Genomic DNA, 20,477 nt, shown 5'->3' on the forward strand with positions numbered 1-20,477 from the left:
CGGTCAGCGCGTGATCTTCTTCGCGGCGTCGAGCAGTTGCGTCCAGCCCTCGTCCGCCGACTTGCCCTGTTCGACGGCCTGCAGCGCCGGGCTCGCCGCGTTCTCCTGGATCTGACCGTCGCCGGGGCCCTTGTACTGGGGCTTCGCGACCTTCTTCGCCTGTTCGGCGAACAACTGGCCGATCTTGGCGCCGCCGAAGTAGGCGTCGGTCTCGCTCAGCAGCGCCGGGTCTTCCAGTGCCTTGACCTGGCTGGGGAACGTGCCCTTCGCCTTGAACGCCTTGATCTGCTGTTCGGGCGCGGTCAGCCAGGCGGCGAGTTCGGCCGCCTCCTTCGGGTGCTTCGACTGCGTGGGCACGGTCAGGTACGAGCCACCCCAGTTCCCGCCGCCACCGGGGAAGGCCGCGGTGACCGCCCATTTGCCGGCGTTCTCGGGACCGGAGTGCTCCTCGATCACGCCGAGCATCCACGCGGGGCACACCTTCGTGGCGAAGGCGCCCTGCTTGAATCCGGAGTTCCACTCGTTGCTGAACGCGGTCAGCTTGGCCGACTGTCCCTTCGCGACGGCGCCGGTCACCTTGGTCCAGGCGTCCTTGATGCCCTGGTTCGATTCCAGCGTCGGCTTGTCGTCGTTGCCGATGTAGCCGGTGGGGAGCTGGTTGACCATGGCGTTGAAGTTCTGCGCGGCCGAGTCGAACCACGCCTTACCGCCGGTCTTGGTGACGTACTGTTCGCCGGCGGCGAAGTAGCTGTCCCAGGTCGCGAACAACGGCTTGACCGCTTCGGGATCGGACGGCATTCCCGCCGCTTCGAGCATGTCCTTGCGGTAGCACATGGCCAGCGGGCCGATGTCCGTTCCGTAGCCGATGACCTTGCCGTCCTTGGTCTTCGCCGCGTCGTACTTCCAGCCGAGCCAGCGGTCGGGGGACGCCTCCGCCGGGCCGATCTTGGGCAGGTCGTTGAACTTCGAGCCCTTGTCGAGGACGTTCGACAGATGCCCTTCCTCGACGGCGGTGACGTCGGCGAGGCCGGAACCCGCGGCCAGTTTCGTGATCAGATCCTGGTGGTACGGCCCGCCCTGGCCGGTCTTGCGGTGGGTGATCTTGATGTTCGGGTGCAGTCGTTCGTACTCGGGGATGAGCTCCTCGTAGCCGAACTCGGTGAACGTCGCCAGCGACAGCTCGACCTTGGCGTTCGGGTCCGACGCGGCGGGGGCCCCGCCGTCGTCACCGCCGCACGCCGCCAGTCCGAACGCCGTCATCGTGATACCCAGTGCCAGCACCAGGCCGTTCCGGATGCTTCTCACGGTTCTTAACCCCTTGCGCCGATGGGTTGGTGGACTCTTCTCACGCTTTTGTCCCTTGCTGATGGGGTGAGGAGAAAATGGGAGCGCTCCCAGGACGCGCAGAGTCTGTCGCCAAGGTATGGCCGTGTCAAGGGCTTGTAATGAGAGTGTTTCCATCAGGGGAGCGCTCTCAGTGTCGTCGCGCGCCGAGCACTAAGCTGTCGGTGTCCGGATGGAGCTGAAGAGTGAAGGTGGCGCGGGTGGGGCCTCGACCAGGGGAAGACGGCAGGCCGACACTGGAAGACGTCGCCGCGTCGGCCGGGGTCAGCCGGTCGACGGCGTCCCGTGCGCTGAACGACGACGGCTACGTCAGCGCGCGCTCCCGCGAGAAGGTCCAGGCCGCGGCGCGCGAACTCGGCTATTCCCCGAACCAGGCGGCCAGATCGCTGGTGACCAAGCGGACCGGCGCGGTCGCGGTCGTGCTTTCGGAGCCGGAGGCGCGGCTGCTCGACGACCCGTACCGCACCGCGGTCATGCGCGCGGGCTATCGCGAACTCGCCGACGTCGGCTGCCAGATGGTCTTGATCTTCAGTGACACCCGCGAGGATCTCGACCGCACGGTCAGGTTTCTCGACGGCGGGCACGTCGACGGCGTACTGGTCTTCGCGCCGCATCGGACCGATCCGCTGCCCAAGGCGTTGCGGCAGTTGAGGATCCCGGTGGTGTACGGCGGGCAGGCGGCCGGGTTGAAACGTGGTGTCCACGTCGTCGACTTCGACAACGAGGGCGGCGCGAAGCTCGCGGTCGCGCATCTGGTCGAGGCCGGCCACCGCCGGATCGCCACGATCGCGGGCCCGCAGGACCAGAGCGCGGCGATCGACCGGCTCTCCGGCTGGCGCAAGACCCTCCTCGACGCCGGGCTCGACCCGGCGGACCTGATGGAGGAAGGCGACTTCACCCTGACCGGCGGCGCGAGGGCGATGGCGAATCTGCTCGCGCGGCGCCCCGACCTCGACGCCGTCTTCGTGGCCAGCGACATGATGGCCCTCGGCGCGCTCCGCACCCTGCATTCCGCCGGACGGCGGATCCCGTCGGATGTCGCCGTCGTCAGCTTCGACGACAACGCGACCCTCGCACCGGAGATGGACCCGCCGCTGACCTCGGTCCACCAGGACCCGCGGGAGCAGGTGCGCGTGATGGTCGAGACCCTGCTCGCGGTGATGGACGACCGGGATCTCAAGCCCCGCCAGCGGATCTTGCCGGTCTCGCTCACGCATCGCGCCTCCAGCTGATCCAGGGCTCCGTGACCCGACTGTTACTCGGGGAGCGCTTGACCCGGCTCGTGTTATCGCTAACACTTGCGGCACTCGTCACACGGTACCGGGATTTGGAGACAGGCGATGGCGCGCGAAACCACCGAGAGCAAGCAGGCCAGTCTCACCGACGTGGCCGCGCTCGCGGGTGTTTCGCATATGACGGTCTCGCGGGTCATCAACGGCACCGGGCCGGTCCGCGCCGAGACGCGCGTCCGCGTCAACGCCGCCATCGAGCAGCTGGACTACCGGCCGAACTCGGTCGCCCGCGCGCTGGTCACCGGCCGCTCGGGCACGCTCGGCGTGGTCGCGCTGGAGGCCAATCTCTACGGTCCGGCCAGTACCTTGAGCGGTATCGAGCACGCCGCCCGCGAAGCCGGGTACGCGACGACCATAACCAGCATCAGCCGTCCGGGCCGGTCGTCCATCGCGGACGCGGTGGAGCGCCTGCGCCGCCAGGCCGTCGAGGGCATCGTCGTGATCGCGCCGCACGTCACCGCCGCGCGTGCGCTGGAAGCGGCGCCCAGCGACGTGCCGCTCGTCGCGGTCGGCGGTGGGGAGAAAGCGCCGGTCCCGGTGATCTCGGTCGACCAGTACGACGGCGCGCGGCGCGCCACGGAGCACCTTCTCGGCCTCGGTCACGAGACGGTCTGGCATGTGGCCGGACCCGAAGACTGGCTGGAGGCGCTCGACCGCGAACGCGGCTGGCGCGAGACCCTGCAGCGGCACGGCGCACGGATCCCGCCCGTCATCCGCGGCGACTGGAGCGCGCGTTCCGGGTACGCGGCGGGGCGATCCCTCGTCGGCGAAAAGGGCCTGGACGCGGTGTTCGTGGCGAACGACCAGATGGCCCTCGGTTTTCTCCGTGCCTGCACCGAAGCCGGGGTGAACGTGCCGGGGGAGATGCGGATCGTCGGCTTCGACGACGTTCCCGAGGCGGCCTACTACACACCGCCGCTGACGACGGTGCGCCAGGACTTCGTCGAAGTCGGCAGGCGCACGTTCGACCTGCTCCGCCGCCGGATGAACGGTGGTGAGAACCGAGACCGCGACCTGGTGGTCCCCGAACTGATCGTGCGGGAGAGCACCGGTCTTTCGTAGCACACTGAGCCGTCTTCAAGGCTCGAGGCACAAGTGTTAACGCTAACTCAACTGATCAGTGCGGATCTAGGAGTCGATGTGGCAAGAAAACCGTGGACGGCGATCGTGGCCGGAGTGGCCGGGCTGCTCCTGCTCTCCGCGTGCGGCGGTGGCGGTGGAACGGGTGGCGGCGGCGCCCTCACCCTCGGCTTCGCCCAGGTGGGCGCGGAAAGCGGCTGGCGCACGGCGAACACGAAGTCCATCCAGGAGTCCGCGAAGGCGGCCGGGATCGAGCTGAAGTTCTCCGACGCGCAGCAGAAGCAGGAGAACCAGATCGCCGCGATCCGCTCCTACATCCAGCAGAAGGTCAAGGTGATCGCCTTCTCGCCGGTCGTGGAATCCGGCTGGGACACCGTGCTCAAGGAGGCGAAGACGGCGAACATCCCGGTGATCCTGACCGACCGGGCCGTCGATTCGCCGGACAAGTCGCTGTACAAGACCTTCCTCGGTTCGGACTTCGTCGCCGAGGGCAGGAAGGCGGGCGAGTGGCTGGCCAAGGAGTTCGGCTCGGCGGCAGGCGACGTCAGCATCGTGGAACTGCAGGGCACCACCGGCTCCGCGCCGGCGAACGACCGCAAGAAGGGTTTCGCCGACGTCATCGCGTCGAACCCGAAGTTCAAGGTCGTCGCGTCGCAGACCGGTGAGTTCACGCGGGCCAAGGGCAAGGAGGTCATGGAGGCCTTCCTGAAGTCCCAGCCCAAGATCGACGTGTTGTACGCGCACAACGACGACATGGCCCTCGGCGCCATCGAAGCGATCGAAGCCGCTGGGAAGGTGCCCGGCAAGGACATCAAGATCGTCTCGGTCGACGGCGTCCGCGACGCCCTGCGGGCACTGGCCGACGGCAAGATCAACCACGTCGTCGAATGCAACCCGCTCCTCGGCCCGCAGCTGATGGACCTGGTGAAGAAGGTCGCCGCCGGTGAGCAGGTGCCACCGCGCATCGAGACCACCGAGACCGAATTCGACCAGGCGTCCGCGAAGGCCGCCCTGCCGCAGCGCCAGTACTGACCCGATGACAGAACCCCTCGCGATGCTGCGGATGAGCCACATCCGGAAGGAATTCCCCGGCGTGGTCGCCCTCGACGACGTCTCCTTCCGGATGTTCCCCGGCGAAGTGCATGCCCTGATGGGTGAGAACGGCGCCGGCAAGTCCACCCTGATCAAAGTGCTCACCGGCGTGTACGGGGTGGACGCGGGCACGATCGAACTCGACGGCTCCCGGGTCGCGTTCAGCGGCCCGGGAGAAGCGCAGCACTCCGGCGTGAGCACCGTCTACCAGGAAGTGAACCTCTGCCCGAACCTGTCGGTGGCGGAGAACATCTGCCTCGGCAAGGAACCGCGACGGCGCGGCCGCATCGACTGGCGTGAGACGCGCCGCCGGGCGGCCGCGCTGCTGGCCAGGCTGGACGTCGAGGTGGACGTTTCGGCCGAGCTGAGCAGCTGCTCGATCGCGGTGCAGCAACTGGTCGCGATCGCCAGGGCGCTCGACGTCGACGCGCGAGTCCTCGTGCTCGACGAACCGACGTCCAGTTTGGACGCCGGCGAGGTCGAGCAGCTGCTGAACGTGGTGCGTTCGCTGCGGGATCAGGGGATGGCGATCCTGTTCGTCTCCCATTTCATCGAGCAGGTCTTCGCCGTCGCGGACCGGATGACGGTGCTGCGCAACGGGAAGCTGATCGGCGAATACCGCACCGAGGAGATCACCCCGGTCGACCTGGTCACCAGGATGATCGGCAAGGAACTCGAGGCACTCGAAGACATCGAGGACTCGGGCCACAGCCGGTCCGACCTCGCCGGTGCGCCGGTGTTCCTCGAAGCGGGCGATGTCGGCCGCAAGGGCGGTGTCGCGCCGTTCTCGCTCGACATCCGGGCGGGCGAGGTCGTCGGCCTCGCCGGGCTGCTCGGTTCGGGCCGCACCGAACTGGCGCGGCTGTTGTTCGGCGCCGATCACGCGGACAGCGGTTCCGTGCGGATCGACGGCGAGCCGGTGTCGCTGAAGACGCCGCGGACCGGGCTCGACCATCGGATCGCGTTCTGTTCGGAGAACCGCAAGACCGAAGGACTCGTCGAGGAGCTCACCGTGCGCGAGAACATCGTGCTCGCGTTGCAGGCCTCACGGGGCTGGGCGCGGCCGATCCCGCGGCGGCGGCAGGACGAGATCGCCGAGCGCTACATCGAGATGCTCGACATCCGGCCCGCGAACGCGGAAGCGAAGGTCGGCGACCTCAGTGGCGGCAACCAGCAGAAGGTGCTGCTCGCGAGATGGCTCATCACCGAACCCCGGCTGCTGATCCTCGACGAGCCGACGCGCGGCATCGACATCGGCGCCAAGACGGAGATCCAGCGGCTGGTCGCCCGGCTTTCGAGCGAGGGGATGGCCGTCGTGTTCATCTCCGCCGAACTCGAGGAGGTGCTGCGGTTGAGCCATCGGGTCGTCGTGCTGCGCGACCGCGCGGTGGTCGCCGTACTGGACAACGAATCGCTGACCGCGGACCGCGTCATGGCGACGATGGCCGAAGGAGTCGCACGATGACCAAGCATCGGTTGTTCTGGCCCGTCGTGGCGCTGCTGGCGCTGCTGCTCGGCGACCTCATCGTGCACCCGGCGTTCTTCGCGATCGAATTCCGCGACGGGCATCTCTACGGGAACCTGATCGACATCCTCAAGAACGGCGCCCCGCTGATCCTCATCGCGATCGGCATGACCCTGGTGGTGGCGACGCGGGGGATCGACCTCTCCGTCGGCGCGGTCGTGGCGATCAGCGGCGCGCTGGCGTGTCTCCACATCAGCGGACTCGGTGACCAGAACAGCCTCGGCGGGACGCTCGCCGCGGTCGGGATGGCACTGGGTCTGGCCCTCGCGCTCGGGGTGTGGAACGGCTGGCTCGTGGCGGTACTGGGCATCCAGCCGATCATCGCGACCCTGATCCTGATGGTCGCGGGCCGCGGTATCGCCCAGCTGATCACCGGCGGCCAGATCATCACCGTCAATTCGCATCCCTACGAGTGGATCGGCAGCGGGTTCACCTTCGGCCTGCCCAGCGCCATCCTCATCGCGCTGGCGGTGTTCGCCATCGCCGCGGTGCTGGTCCGCCGGTCGGCGCTGGGGCTGCTGGTCGAATCGGTGGGCGGCAACCCGGAGGCGGGCAGGCTCGCCGGGCTCCGGTCGGCCAGGCTGATCTGGCTCACCTACGTCTTCTGCGCGCTCTGCGCCGGCATCGCCGGGCTGATGATCAGCGCGAACGTGCACAGCGCCGACGGCAACAACGCCGGGCAGTTCATCGAACTCGACGCGATCCTCGCCGTCGTCATCGGCGGGACGCTGCTGACCGGTGGCCGGTTCTCGCTCACCGGCTCGGTGATCGGCGCACTGCTCATCCAGACGTTGACGACCACCGTGTACGCGCTGGGGATCGCGCCGCAGGCGATCATGCTGTTCAAGGCCGTGGTCGTGCTGGCGGTCTGCCTGTTGCAGTCGCCGGTGTTCCGCAAGAAGCTCGCCCGGCGGCGAAAAGCGGCCCCGCCGCCTGCCGCCGTCGTGCCGGAGAAGGTGGAGGCCGGGGTATGACGACACTCGACCGCATCAAGGGCTACCGGCCGCGGCAGCGGCATCTGCCGATCCTGGCGACGATGGCGATGCTCATCGGCGCGTACGTTTACGGCGCGTCGAGCTACACGGCGTTCGGCTCCGGACAGGTCGTGCTCGACCTGTTCATCAACAACGCGTTCCTGCTGGTCGTCGCCGTCGGGATGACGTTCGTGATCCTCACCGGCGGGATCGACCTGTCGGTGGGTTCGGTCGTGGCGTTGTCCACAGTGGTCTCCGCCGACCTGCTGCAGAACCAGGGCTGGCCGGTTTTCGCGGTGATCCCCGCGGTCCTGGCGATCGGCGCGGCGCTGGGCTTCGGGATGGGCGTGCTGATCCAGGTCTTCGAGATCCAGCCGTTCATCGCCACCCTGATCGGGATGTTTTTTGCCAGGGGGCTGTGTTACACGATCAGCACCCAGGCGTACTCGATCGACGACCCGACGGTCGCGAGCCTCGCGCAGACGCAGATCCCGCTCGGCGGGGAGTTGCACATCTCGATCGGCGTGGTCGTCGCGCTGGTCGTGGTCGCCGCCGCTGTATACATCCTTTACGGAACACGATTCGGCCGGACGGTGTACGCGATCGGCGGGAACCCGAAGTCGGCGCTGCTGATGGGCCTCAACGTCGGCCGCACGCGGATCTCGGTCTACACGCTCAGTGGGTTCTGCTCGGCGCTCGGTGGCCTGCTTCTGGTGCTGTACAAGTCTTCCGGCGATCCGCTCAACGGCGTCGGGCTGGAACTCACCGCGATCGCGGCCGTCGTCATCGGTGGCACGTTGCTCACCGGCGGTTCCGGCTACGTCCTCGGGACGGTGCTGGGGATCATGGTGCTGGGCGTCATCCAGACCCTGATCACCTTCGACGGCACGCTGAACTCCTGGTGGACCTCGATCATCACCGGCGCGCTGCTGTTCGCCTTCATCGTGCTGCAACGCCTCGTCGGCAGGCGAGCAACGTAGGACGGAACTCGCGTGCTTGGAGCCGTAACTCGCGTGCTTGAAGGCGGAACACGCGTGATCCGCCTTCAAGCACGCGAGTTACGGCTCCAAGCACGCATGAACGTGGTTTTCGACCAGAAATGTGAACGCTAACAGTTCGGGAGAAGAAGTGAGTACAGGGGAGCCGCTGGTCGTCGGCGTCGACTTCGGGACGCTGTCCGGCCGGGCCGTCGTGGTCCGCGTCCGCGACGGCGCGGAACTGGGCAGCGCGGTTTCGGAATACCGCCACGGCGTGATCGACCGGATCCTGCCGCAGACCGGGCACGGTCTGCCGCCGGACTGGGCACTGCAGGTGCCGTCGGACTACGTCGACGTGCTCCGCACCGCCGTGCCGGAAGCCATCCGGGCCGCCGGTGCGGACCCCGCCGACGTGATCGGCATCGGCACCGACTTCACCGCGTGCACGATGGTGCCGACCACGGCCGAGGGCACGCCGCTGTGCGAACTGCCCGAGTTCGGCGGGAACCCGCACGCCTACGTGAAGCTGTGGCGGCACCATTCCGCGCAGCCGCAGGCGGACCGGATCAACGCGCTGGCACGAAAGCGCGGCGAGTCGTGGCTCCCGCGCTACGGCGGGCTGATCTCTTCGGAGTGGGAGTTCGCCAAGGCGCTGGAGGTCTTCGAAGAGGCTCCCGAGGTCTATGACCGGATGCGGCATTGGGTCGAACTAGCCGACTGGATCGTCTGGCAGCTCACCGGGACCTACGTGCGCAACGCGTGCACCGCCGGGTACAAGGGCATTCTCCAGGACGGCCGCTACCCGAGCGCGGAGTTCCTGGAGGAGCTCGCACCCGGCTTCGGGTCCTTCGTGGACGACAAGCTCGTCCATCCGCTGGGCGCTCTCGGCGCCAAGGCAGGCAGCCTGAGCGCACAGGCGGCGGAATGGACCGGGCTGCCGGAAGGGATCGCGGTCGCCGTCGGCAACGTCGACGCGCATGTCACCGCGCCCGCCGTCCAGGCGGTGGAGCCGGGCCAGATGGTCGCGATCATGGGCACCTCCACCTGTCACGTGATGAACGGCGCCGAACTGCGCGAGGTGCCGGGGATGTGCGGCGTCGTCGACGGCGGGATCGTTTCCGGGCAGTGGGGTTACGAGGCGGGCCAGAGCGGCGTCGGTGACATCTTCGCGTGGTTCGTCGAACACGGTGTCCCGGCGTCCTATGTGGACGATGCCAGGGAAGCCGGGATCTCCGTCCACGAACTGCTCACCCGGCTCGCCGCGGTACAGGAGATCGGCGAGCACGGTCTCGTCGCGCTCGACTGGCACAGCGGGAACCGGTCGGTGCTGGTCGACCACGAACTGTCCGGCGTCGTCGTCGGGCAGACGCTCGCGACGCGCGCTGAGGACACCTACCGCGCGTTGCTCGAAGCGACCGCGTTCGGCACCAGGACGATCATCGAGACCTTCGACCGCGCCGGGGTGCCGGTCACCGAACTGATCGTCGCCGGCGGCCTGGTCAAGAACCCCCTGCTGATGCAGATCTACGCCGACGTGACGAACCTGCCGCTTTCGGTGGCCGGTTCGGCGCAGAGTCCCGCTCTGGGCTCCGCGATCCACGCCGCCGTCGCGGCCGGAGCGCATCCGGACGTCCCGGCCGCGGCCCTCGCGATGGGCTCGGTCCGCCGCGCGGTCCACCGCCCGATCGCCGAGAACGTGAAGGCCTACGACGACCTCTACGCCGAGTACGCCGCGCTGCACGACTACTTCGGCCGCGGGACCAACGACGTCATGCACCGGCTCGCCGCCCGCCGCCGTGCCGCCAGGAAAGGACAGCACCGATGAGCCTCGCTGTGGAGATCACGGACACCTTCGAAGAACTGCGGGACACCGTCGCGCGGCTGCACAGCGAGCTGACCCGCTACGAACTGGTCATCTGGACCGCGGGCAACGTGTCGGCACGCGTCCCCGGGCACGACCTGATGGTGATCAAACCGTCCGGCGTGTCCTACGGCGAACTGACCGCCGACACGATGGTCGTCACCGACCTGTACGGCGAAGTCGTCCACGGTGATCTGGCGCCCTCTTCGGACACGGCCGCGCACGCCTACGTCTACCGGCACATGCCGGAGGTCGGCGGTGTCGTCCACACGCATTCGACCTATGCCACCGCCTGGGCGGCGCGCGGGGAGCCGATCCCGTGCGTGCTCACGATGATCGCGGACGAGTTCGGCGGCGAGATCCCGGTCGGGCCGTTCGCGCTGATCGGCGACGACTCGATCGGCCGGGGCATCGTCGAGACCCTGCGGGCCAGCCGCTCGCCCGCCGTGCTGATGCGCAACCACGGGCCGTTCACCGTCGGCCGCACCGCACGCGACGCGGTCAAGGCCGCGGTGATGGTCGAGGACGTCGCGAAGACCGTCCACATCGCTTCCGCGCTGGGAACCCCGGAACCACTGTCCGAACAGGACGTGGACCGGCTCTACGCGCGCTACCAGAACGTCTACGGCCAGCAGGGAGAGAAGTGAGCACACAGCGGAAGACCGAGGTCTGGTTCCTCACCGGGAGCCAGGCGCTGTACGGCGAAGAAACCCTCGAACAGGTCGCGGGTCAGTCGTTGCAGATCCAGCGGATGCTGGCCGACACCGGCCGGATCTCTGCCGGGATCGTCGCGAAGCCGGTGCTGACGGAGCCGTCGGCGATCCGGCGCGTGATGCTCGAGGCGAACGCGGACGACGCCTGTGTCGGCGTGATCGCGTGGATGCACACGTTCTCGCCGGCGAAGATGTGGATCACCGGACTGGACGCGCTACGGAAACCCTTGCTGCATCTGCACACCCAGCTCAACGAGGCGCTGCCGTGGCAGTCCATCGACATGGACTTCATGAACCTGAACCAGGCCGCGCACGGCGACCGCGAGTTCGGCTACATCCAGACCCGGCTCGGGGTGCCGCGCAAGACCATCGCCGGGCACGCGGCGGATCCGTCGGTCGCCGACCGGATCGACGCGTGGGTCCGCGCGGCGGTCGGCCGCCAGACGATCGGTTCGCTCAAGCTCGCGCGGTTCGGTGACAACATGCGCGACGTCGCGGTCACCGACGGGGACAAGGTCGAGGCGGAACTGAAGTTCGGCGTCTCGGTGAACACCTACGGCGTCAACGAACTCGTCGCGCTGGTCGACGCGGTGCCCGACGCCGAGGTCGACACGCTCGTCGAGGAGTACGCCGACTCGTACGCGCTCGCGCCGGATCTGGCCGAGTCGGGGGAGCGGCACGAGTCGCTGCGCTACGCCGCCCGGATCGAGAAGGGACTTCGCACGTTCCTGGCGGACGGCGGTTTCGGCGCGTTCACCACGAACTTCGAGGATCTCGGCGGCCTGCGGCAGCTGCCGGGGCTCGCGGTACAGCGCCTGATGGCCGATGGCTACGGCTTCGGCGGCGAAGGGGACTGGAAGACGTCCGCGCTGCTGACCGCGGTCAAGGCGATGGGCCGCGACTCCGAGCGCGGAACGTCGTTCATGGAGGACTACACCTACCACTTCGGGCCCGGTGAACCGAAGATCCTCGGCGCGCACATGCTCGAAGTCTGCCCGAGCATTGCCGCCGCCCGGCCTTCGTGCGAGATCCACCCGCTCGGTATCGGCGGCCGCGAGGATCCCGTCCGCCTGGTGTTCGACGCCGCCGCCGGTGACGCCGTCGTGATCGGCCTCGCCGACCTCGGCGACCGATTCCGCTTGGTGGCCAACGAAGTCGAGGTCGTCGCACCGGACGAGCCGCTGCCGAATCTTCCGGTCGCGCGTGCGGTGTGGAAGCCGGCGCCGTCGTTGGCGACCTCCGCCGAAGCGTGGATCACCGCGGGCGGGCCGCATCACACGGTGCTCACGCAGGCCGTCGGCACCGAATCGATCCGGGATTTCGCCACCATGCTCGACGTCGAGCTGCTGGTGATCGACCAGACCACGACGCCCGCCTCGATCGCCGACCGGATGCGCTGGAACCAGGCCTACTACCGGCTCGCACAAGGATTCTGATCGGTCCCCACCGGAGAGAAGGAACAATGAAGTTCACGAAACTGGCCACACTGGCCGTGGCGGTCGGCCTCGGTGCCGCGCTGACGGCCTGCGGTTCGAGTCAGAAGACCGTCGATCAGCAGGCGGCCGCGGGAGGTGCCGCCGGCGGCCTCGTCGGCGTCACCATGCCGACCAAATCGTCGGAGCGCTGGATCCACGACGGCGACAACATCAAGGCGGCGCTGGAGAAGCTGGGCTACCAAGTCGACCTCCAGTACGCCGAGGACGACATCCCCACCCAGGTGAACCAGATCGAGAACCAGATCACCAAGGGCGCGAAACTGCTCGTGATCGCCTCGATCGACGGCACCGCGATCACCACCCAGCTGCAGGAGGCCGCGGACAAGAAGATCCCGGTCATCGCCTACGACCGGCTGATCCGCAACACCCCGAACGTCGACTACTACGCGACCTTCGACAACTTCAAGGTCGGTGTGCAGCAGGCGACGTCGCTGCTCACCGGGCTCAAGGTCCTCAAAGAGGATGGTTCGCCCGGTGAGGGCAAGGGACCGTTCAACATCGAACTCTTCGCCGGTTCGCCGGACGACAACAACGCGACGTTCTTCTTCAACGGCGCCATGTCGGTGCTGAAGCCGTACCTCGACAACGGGACGCTGGTCGTCAAGAGCGGCCAGACCGCGTTCAACGTCGCGGCGATCCTGCGCTGGCAGGCCGCGACCGCGCAGCGGCGGATGGAAGACCTGCTGACCAAGACCTACAGCTCCGGCGACAAGGTGCAGGGCGTGCTCTCGCCGTATGACGGGCTCTCCATCGGCATCCTCTCGGCGCTGAAGAGCAACGGCTACGGCACCCCGGGCCAGCCGTACCCCGTGGTCACCGGCCAGGACGCCGAGGTCGCGTCGGTGAAGTCGATCATCGCCGGCGAGCAGTACTCGACCATCTTCAAGGACACCCGCAAACTCGCCGAGACCACGGTCAAGATGGCCGACACGGTGCTCAAGGGCGGCAAGGCCGAGACCAACAACACGACCGACTACGACAACGGCCAGAAGGTCGTCCCGGCGTTCCTGCTGGAATCGGTGATCCTCAACAAGGGGAACTACCAGAAGGAACTCATCGATTCGGGCTACTACAAAGCGGAACAGCTGAGGTAGCGACGTGACCGACGAAATCCTTCGGATGCGGGGGATCACCAAGACCTTCCCCGGCGTCAAGGCGCTGCAGGACGTCAACCTGTCGGTGCGCCGGGGAGAGATCCACGCCATCTGCGGCGAGAACGGCGCGGGCAAGTCCACGCTGATGAAGGTGCTCTCGGGCGTCTACGCGCACGGCTCGTACGACGGCGAGATCGTCTTCGACGGCGAGCCGTGCGCGTTCTCCGCGATCCGCGACAGCGAACGCCGCGGCATCGTGATCATCCACCAGGAACTCGCGCTGTGCCAGCAGCTGTCCATCGCGGAGAACATCTTCCTCGGCAACGAGAAGGCCCGCGGCGGGCTGATCGACTGGAACCGGACCAACCAGCAGGCGGGCGAGCTGCTGCGGCGCGTCGGCCTGCGGGAGAACCCGGTGACGCCGGTGCTCGACATCGGTGTCGGCAAACAGCAGCTGGTGGAGATCGCCAAGGCACTGTCCAAAGAGGTCAAATTGCTGATCCTTGACGAGCCGACGGCGGCGCTGAACGACGACGATTCTGCGCATCTGCTCGAACTGTTGCGCGGCCTGCGCGACGACGGCGTCACCTGCGTCTTGATCTCGCACAAGCTCAACGAGATCGCCGCGATCGCCGATTCGATCACCATCCTGCGCGACGGCAGGACGATCGAGACGCTGGACGCGAGCACGGTGACCGAAGACCGGATCATCGCCGGGATGGTCGGCCGGAAACTGGAGAACCGTTTCCCGCCAAGGGAACCGCGGATCGGCGACGAGGTCCTCCGGATCGAGGACTGGACCGTGTACAGCCCGACGCAGCACGGCCGGATCGTCGTCGACGGCGCGAGCCTGACGTTGCGGCGCGGCGAGATCGTCGGGCTGGCGGGACTGATGGGCGCCGGGCGGACCGAGCTCGCGATGAGTGTGTTCGGCCGGTCGTACGGCAAGGACATCTCCGGGCACCTGATCAAGGACGGCAAGGAGATCGAGGTGCGCACGGTCGGCGACGCCGTCGCCAACGGGATCGCGTACGCCACCGAAGACCGCAAACGCTACGGGCTCAACCTCATCGAGGACATCCAGCGCAACATCTCCGGCGCGGCGCTGGGCAAACTCGCCCGGCGCGGATGGGTGGACGAGAACGAAGAACACCGTGTCGCCGAAGAATTCCGCAAGAGCATGAACATCAAGGCACCGGACGTGCGCAGCGTGACCGGCACGCTTTCCGGCGGTAACCAGCAGAAGGTCGTGCTGTCCAAATGGATCCTCACCGATCCGGACGTGCTGATCCTCGACGAGCCCACCCGCGGCATCGACGTCGGCGCGAAGTACGAGATCTACACGATCGTCAACCGGCTCGCCGACGAGGGGAAGGCCGTCCTGGTCATCTCGTCCGAGCTGCCGGAGCTGCTCGGTCTGTGCGACCGGATCTACACGCTGTCGGCGGGCCGGATCACCGGTGAGGTCGGCCGGGCCGAGGCCACCCAAGAGGTCCTCATGCGGGCGATGACCAGGGAACAGGAGTAAGACATGAGCACCGCCTCCGCCGACACCGTCACCGGTGTCCCGGACCAGCAGGGAGCCGCGCCGGCCAGGGCGCCGCGCCGGATCTCGTTCAACCCGCGCGAGAGCGGCATCTACGTCGCGTTCGCGCTGATCGTCGTGTTGTTCTCGATCCTCACCGGCGGCGCGCTGCTGGAACCGCAGAACATCTCGAACCTGATCGTGCAGAACTCGTACGTGCTGATTCTCGCGATCGGCATGATCCTGATCATCATCGCCGGGCACATCGACCTGTCGGTCGGCTCCGTGGTGGCGCTGACCGGCGCGATCTCGGCCGTGCTGATGGTGAACATGGGCATGGCGTGGCCGGTCGCGCTGTTGATCACGCTGGCTGTCGGCGCGGTGATCGGGGCGTGGCAAGGGTATTGGGTCGCGTACTTCGGGATCCCCGCGTTCATCGTGACGCTGGCGGGAATGCTGATCTTCCGCGCCCTCACCCTCACCGTGCTCGGGAACCAGGGGATCGGCCCGTTCCCGGACGAGGTGCGGACGCTGGCGAACGGGTTCACCGGCGGCTACCTCGGCAACATCGGGCTCGGCCCGCTCGGCGGCGCCGACGTGGTCAGCCTGTTGGTGGGCGCACTGGCCATCGCGGGCGCGGTCGCGTCGCGCTGGCGCAAGCGGACGGCCCGGCTGAACTACCTGCAGGAGGTGGACCCGTTGCCGATGTTCCTGCTGAAGATCGTCGCGGCGGCCGCAGTGGTGCTGTTCGTGGTGGTGCAGCTGGCGCGGTACAAGAACCTGCCCTGGGTGCTGATCCTGCTGTCGGTGCTGGTGATCGGCTATTCGCTGGTGACGACGCGCGCGGTCTTCGGCCGTCACATCTACGCGATCGGCGGGAACCTCCAGGCGGCGACGCTGTCCGGGGTAAAGGTCAAGTCCGTGACGTTCTGGATCTTCGTCAACATGGGCGTGCTCTCCGCGCTCGCCGGGATCATCGTGGCCGGACGGCTCAACCAGGCCGGGCCGACCGCGGGCAACATGTTCGAACTCGACGCGATCGCCGCGGCGTTCATCGGCGGCGCCGCGGTGCAGGGCGGGGTCGGCAAGGTGGTCGGCGCGATCACCGGCGGTCTCATCATGGGCGTGATCAACAACGGCATGTCCCTGATCGGCGCGCCGACCGAGAGCGTGAACCTGGTCAAGGGGTTCGTGCTGCTCGCCGCCGTCGCCTACGACATCTGGACCAAGCGGCGGGCCCGCACCGCCGCCTGATGGTCGGGGACTTTCCCCTCATGTCAAGCGGTGAGGGGGACCTGGCCGGCTGCCGGCTCGCGTCCCGTATTCGGGGTGGAGCCCCGGGGCCGTGTCGCGAAAGCCACTTTAGACACCAGACGTCCCCAAAGTGGCTTTCGCGACACAGAAAACTCCGCGGAACGCCGATCGTCATACCCCCGCAGAACACGAAGAACCTTCCTAACCCCGGTTTCCTCGCAACGTCGCGAAAGGAAGTGCTGTGCGCAGCAGGTTCACCCGGATAAGTGTGCTGTCCCTGACCATCGCCGCCGGTGTCCTCGTGCCCGTTCAGACCGCTTCGGGCCAGACACCGACGACCGAGTACAGCCTCGCCGTGGACGCGGCGGGACGTGGTGCCACGATCGACCGTTCGATGTACGGCGTCTTCTTCGAGGACATCAACCGTGCCGCGGACGGCGGGCTGTACGCGGAGCTCGTGCAGAACCGGTCCTTCGAGTACGACAAGGCCGACAACGCGTCGTACACGCCGTTGACGTCGTGGGCGCCCACGTCGCTCAACGGGGGCACCGGCACGGCGACGGTGGCCGACGACGACCGGCGGCTCAACGAACGGAACCGTCGCTATCTCAAGCTCGACCTGGGCAGTGGCGAGTACGGCGTCGCGAACTCCGGCTACAACTCGGGGATCCGGGTCGAGAAGGGCAAGCAGTACGACTTCTCGGTGTTCGCCCGGACCGATCGGGCGGCGGGCACTCCGCTCACGGTGGCCGTCACCGATCCCGCGGGCAAGGCGCTCGCCGATCCGCTGCGGGTGCAGGTCCGCGGCGACGGCTGGGTGAAGTACACCGGCGCCGTCCGGGTGCGGGAGTCGAGCGCGCTGGGCAGGCTCGCGCTGACCGCGTCCGGCGGTGGCACGCTGCGGCTGGACATGGTGTCGCTGTTCCCGCGCGACACCTACAAGAACCGTCCGAACGGCATGCGGGCGGATCTGGCGGAGAAGATCGCCGCGCTCAAACCCGGTTTCGTGCGCTTCCCCGGCGGATGCCTCGTCAACACCGGAAGCCACCAGGGTTACGAGGCGCCGAACTGGGAACGGAAGCGTTCGTACCAGTGGAAGGACACGATCGGCCCGGTCGAGCAGCGGGCCACGAACGCGAACTTCTGGGGCTACAACCAGTCCTACGGTATCGGCTACTACGAGTACTTCCAGTTCTCCGAGGACATCGGCGCGATGCCGCTGCCGGTGGTCCCGGCGCTGGTCACCGGCTGCGGGCAGAACAGGGCGACCGACGACCCGGCGCTGCTGCGGCGGCACATCCAGGACACCCTCGATTTGATCGAGTTCGCCAACGGCCCGGTCACCTCGACCTGGGGTAGGAAGCGGGCCGAGATGGGGCATCCGGCGCCGTTCAACCTGACGCATGTCGGCGTCGGCAACGAGGAGAACCTGCCCGACGAGTTCTTCGCCCGCTTCACCGAGTTCCGCGAGGCGATCGCGGCGAAGTACCCGGGGATCACGGTGATCAGCAACTCCGGACCGGACGACACCGGCACGACGTTCGACCGGCTGTGGGACCTGAACCGGAACGCGAAGGTCTCGATGGTCGACGAGCACTACTACAACAGCCCGCAGTGGTTCCTCCAGAACAACCAGCGCTACGACACCTACGACCGCAACGGCCCGAAGGTGTTCCTCGGCGAGTACGCGTCGCTGGACAACAAGTTCGGCAACGCGCTGGCCGAAGCCGCGTACATGACCGGGCTGGAGCGGAACGCCGACGTCGTCAAGCTCGCGTCGTACGCGCCGCTGCTGGCGAACACCGATTACGTGCAGTGGAAACCGGACATGATCTGGTTCGACAACCAGCGTTCGTGGGCTTCTGCCAGCTACGAGACGCAGAAGCTGTTCATGACCAACGTCGGTGACCACGTCGTCCCGAGCAGGGCGTCGGCCACGCCTGCCACGGTCGCGCCGATCTCGGGCGCGATCGGACTGTCCACCTGGGCGACGAGCGCCGCCTACGACGACGTCAAGGTCACGTCGGCCGACGGCGCACAGCTGTTCTCGGACGACTTCTCCGGCGACGATTCGCGCTGGTCGAAGGTGGCGGGCCCGGGTTCGTGGGCGGTGTCGAACGGCGCCTACGTCCAGTCGGACCAGGCCGCCGAGAACACCCTGGTGACCGCGGGTGATCCGTCGTGGAGCAACTACGACTTCTCGGTGAAGGCGACCAAGACCGGTGGCAGGGAAGGCTTCCTGGTCGCCTTCGGCGTCAAGGACAGCGGCAACAACTACTGGTGGAACCTCGGCGGCTGGAACAACACCGTCTCCGCCGTCGAGAAGACCGAAGGCGGGGGCAAGCAGACCCTGCTCCAGAACGACACCAAGATCGAGACCGGCAAGCAGTACGACCTGCGGGTCGAGGTCCGCGGCCGTCAGGTGACGCTGTTCCTCGACGGACAGAAGTGGGGTTCGTTCACCGACGACAAGGTCGCCGAACCGTTCCGCCAGGTCGTCACCCGCGACGTCAAGACCGGCGAACTCATGGTCAAGGTGGTCAACGCCCAGACCTCGGCCGCCCGCACCCGGGTCGATCTCGGCACCCGCGTCCAGCCGGGTTCCACCGCCCGCGTGACGACGCTCCAGGGCTCGCCGGAGGACGTCAACACCGCGTTCAGCACGCCGATCGCGCCACGCGAGTCGCGGTTCTCCGGAGTGTCGAACGCCTTCACCTACACCTTCCCACCGAACTCCGTGACCTTCCTGCGGTTCCCGGCCCGAGTGAGGGGATGACCATGACCATCGACCGTCGTGACCTGTTCAAAGCCGGAGGCGGGCTTTTTGCCGTCACCGCCGTCGGCGGCCTGGCGCCGGGTACGGCCCAAGCCGCCGAGGCCGCTCCCGCGTCGTTGACCACCCGGAATCCGCTGGTCAAACAGCGGGCCGATCCGTTCATCACCCGGCCGGTGAACGGGATGTACTACCTGACCGGTTCGGTGCCGGAGTACGACCGCATCGTCGTGCGTGGCGCCGCTACGATCGACGGCCTGGCCACCGCGAGGGAGACGACGATCTGGCGGCGGCCGTCGTCCGGGAAGATGGGCGGTCACATCTGGGCGCCGGAACTGCATCGGATCGACGGGCGCTGGTACGTCTACTTCGCCGCGGGTGACTCGGACGACGTCTTCCGCATCCGGACCTACGTGCTCGAGTCCACTTCGGATGATCCACGCGCGGGCACGTGGGTGCTGCGCGGGCAGATGGTGACCAAATGGGACACCTTCACCCTCGATTCGACGACGTTCGAGCATCGGGGCAAACGCTATTTCGCCTGGGCGCAGAGCGAACCCGGCATCGCGACCAACAGCAACCTTTACCTCGCCGAGATGGCCTCGCCACTGGCGCTCAAGGGTGAACCTGTCCGGCTCGCGGTGCCCACGCTGCCGTGGGAGATCCAGGGGTTCAAGGTCAACGAGGGGCCGGCGGTGATCGTCCGCAACGGGCGGGTGTTCATGACCTACTCGGCGAGCGCCACCGACGCGCGCTACTGCATGGGGTTGCTCACCGCGGACGAACGTTCGGACCTGCTCGACCCGCGGTCGTGGACGAAGTCACCGCAGCCGGTGTTCACCACGAACGAGGCCACCCGCCAGTACGGGCCCGGGCACAACTCGTTCACCGTCGCCGAAGACGGATCCGACGTGCTCGTCTACCACGCCCGCGACTACCGAGACATCATCGGCGACCCGCTGTACGACCCGAACCGGCACACGAGAGTGCAACGGTTGTACTGGAACGACGACGGAACGCCGAGTTTCGGTGTCCCGGTGGGCAGAGGCGGTCCCTGCGTGCGACTGTCCCCGATGGACGATCCGGCGTTGTACGTACGGCACTACGAGTACCGGCTGACCGCCGATGGCAACGTCCGCGAGCTCGCCGACTCGCAGTTCCGGATCGTCGACGGATTCCGCGGAGCGGGAACCGTCGCACTGCAATCGGTGAACTTCCCGGACCGGTACGTCCGCGTCGTGGACCCGGCGACCGTGCGGATCGATCCGTACGACGAGAGCGACGCGTACGGCCGGGCGGCGAGTTTCACCCAGGTGCCGGGCCTGTCCGACCGGCTGGCGGTGTCGTTCCGCCTCGCGGGTGAAGTCGCCACCTATTTGGCCCACGACAAGGGAAGGATCTTGGTCTTCCGTCCCGGTACCGCGGTGCGGGATCGTCAACGGGTCAGCTTCCGGCTCAGCTGAACTCTCTGGGAGGT

At 67.5% G+C, this 20,477-nt stretch carries 15 protein-coding genes; 14 read left to right on the top strand and 1 reads right to left on the bottom strand.

What is annotated here, in order from left to right; genetic code table 11:
• Positions 1-3: 3 nt before the first annotated feature.
• Positions 4-1,305: an ABC transporter substrate-binding protein gene (locus AC069H_RS21170; protein ID WP_478233546.1), complete on the bottom strand. Its 1,302-nt coding sequence runs from the start codon at positions 1,303-1,305 to the stop codon at positions 4-6.
• 224 nt (positions 1,306-1,529) lie between these two features.
• On the opposite strand from AC069H_RS21170, the gene AC069H_RS21175 reads away from it, so the two are divergent.
• The 14 genes from AC069H_RS21175 to AC069H_RS21240 all read left to right on the top strand — a co-directional run bounded on the left by AC069H_RS21175 (position 1,530) and on the right by AC069H_RS21240 (position 20,463).
• The gene (locus tag AC069H_RS21175) at positions 1,530-2,576 is read left to right on the top strand and encodes a LacI family DNA-binding transcriptional regulator (protein WP_478226056.1); all 1,047 of its coding nucleotides are present in this window, start codon (positions 1,530-1,532) and stop codon (positions 2,574-2,576) included.
• A 108-nt stretch (positions 2,577-2,684) separates the two neighbouring features.
• A complete protein-coding gene (locus tag AC069H_RS21180; RefSeq protein ID WP_478233547.1) occupies positions 2,685-3,698 on the top strand; it encodes a LacI family DNA-binding transcriptional regulator in 1,014 nt (337 codons plus the stop codon).
• 78 nt (positions 3,699-3,776) lie between these two features.
• Positions 3,777-4,748 carry an ABC transporter substrate-binding protein gene (locus AC069H_RS21185; protein WP_478233548.1) on the top strand — a complete coding sequence of 324 codons (972 nt, stop codon included), beginning with the start codon at positions 3,777-3,779 and terminating at the stop codon, positions 4,746-4,748.
• A gap of 22 nt (positions 4,749-4,770) precedes the next feature.
• Positions 4,771-6,273: a sugar ABC transporter ATP-binding protein gene (locus AC069H_RS21190; RefSeq protein ID WP_478233613.1), complete on the top strand. Its 1,503-nt coding sequence runs from the start codon at positions 4,771-4,773 to the stop codon at positions 6,271-6,273.
• Positions 6,270-7,307, top strand: a complete 1,038-nt coding sequence (locus tag AC069H_RS21195) for an ABC transporter permease (RefSeq protein ID WP_478226059.1) — start codon at positions 6,270-6,272, stop codon at positions 7,305-7,307. The genes AC069H_RS21190 and AC069H_RS21195 overlap by 4 nt, the downstream gene beginning before the upstream one ends.
• Positions 7,304-8,287 (top strand): galactofuranose ABC transporter, permease protein YjfF, encoded by a 984-nt coding sequence (gene yjfF / locus AC069H_RS21200; protein ID WP_478233549.1) that lies wholly within the window; start codon positions 7,304-7,306, stop codon positions 8,285-8,287. The genes AC069H_RS21195 and yjfF overlap by 4 nt, the downstream gene beginning before the upstream one ends.
• Positions 8,288-8,435: 148 nt before the next feature.
• Entirely contained in the window at positions 8,436-10,109 is a 1,674-nt protein-coding gene (araB, locus tag AC069H_RS21205) for a ribulokinase (RefSeq protein WP_478233550.1), read from the top strand.
• Positions 10,106-10,792 carry an L-ribulose-5-phosphate 4-epimerase gene (locus AC069H_RS21210; protein ID WP_478233551.1) on the top strand — a complete coding sequence of 229 codons (687 nt, stop codon included), beginning with the start codon at positions 10,106-10,108 and terminating at the stop codon, positions 10,790-10,792. Before araB ends, AC069H_RS21210 begins: the two co-directional genes overlap by 4 nt.
• Entirely contained in the window at positions 10,789-12,294 is a 1,506-nt protein-coding gene (araA, locus tag AC069H_RS21215) for an L-arabinose isomerase (protein ID WP_478233552.1), read from the top strand. The genes AC069H_RS21210 and araA overlap by 4 nt, the downstream gene beginning before the upstream one ends.
• Positions 12,295-12,320: 26 nt before the next feature.
• Entirely contained in the window at positions 12,321-13,448 is a 1,128-nt protein-coding gene (chvE, locus tag AC069H_RS21220) for a multiple monosaccharide ABC transporter substrate-binding protein (protein WP_478233553.1), read from the top strand.
• A gap of 4 nt (positions 13,449-13,452) precedes the next feature.
• Positions 13,453-14,976 (top strand): multiple monosaccharide ABC transporter ATP-binding protein, encoded by a 1,524-nt coding sequence (mmsA, locus tag AC069H_RS21225; protein ID WP_478233554.1) that lies wholly within the window; start codon positions 13,453-13,455, stop codon positions 14,974-14,976.
• A gap of 3 nt (positions 14,977-14,979) precedes the next feature.
• On the top strand, positions 14,980-16,227 hold the full coding sequence (mmsB, locus tag AC069H_RS21230; protein ID WP_478226065.1) for a multiple monosaccharide ABC transporter permease: 1,248 nt from the start codon (positions 14,980-14,982) through the stop codon (positions 16,225-16,227).
• A gap of 241 nt (positions 16,228-16,468) precedes the next feature.
• On the top strand, positions 16,469-19,003 hold the full coding sequence (locus tag AC069H_RS21235; RefSeq protein ID WP_478233555.1) for an alpha-L-arabinofuranosidase C-terminal domain-containing protein: 2,535 nt from the start codon (positions 16,469-16,471) through the stop codon (positions 19,001-19,003).
• Between the two features lie 2 nt (positions 19,004-19,005).
• On the top strand, positions 19,006-20,463 hold the full coding sequence (locus AC069H_RS21240) for a family 43 glycosylhydrolase (RefSeq protein WP_478233556.1): 1,458 nt from the start codon (positions 19,006-19,008) through the stop codon (positions 20,461-20,463).
• Positions 20,464-20,477 lie beyond the last annotated feature (14 nt).

This window comes from Amycolatopsis sp. NPDC043887, assembly GCF_056435665.1.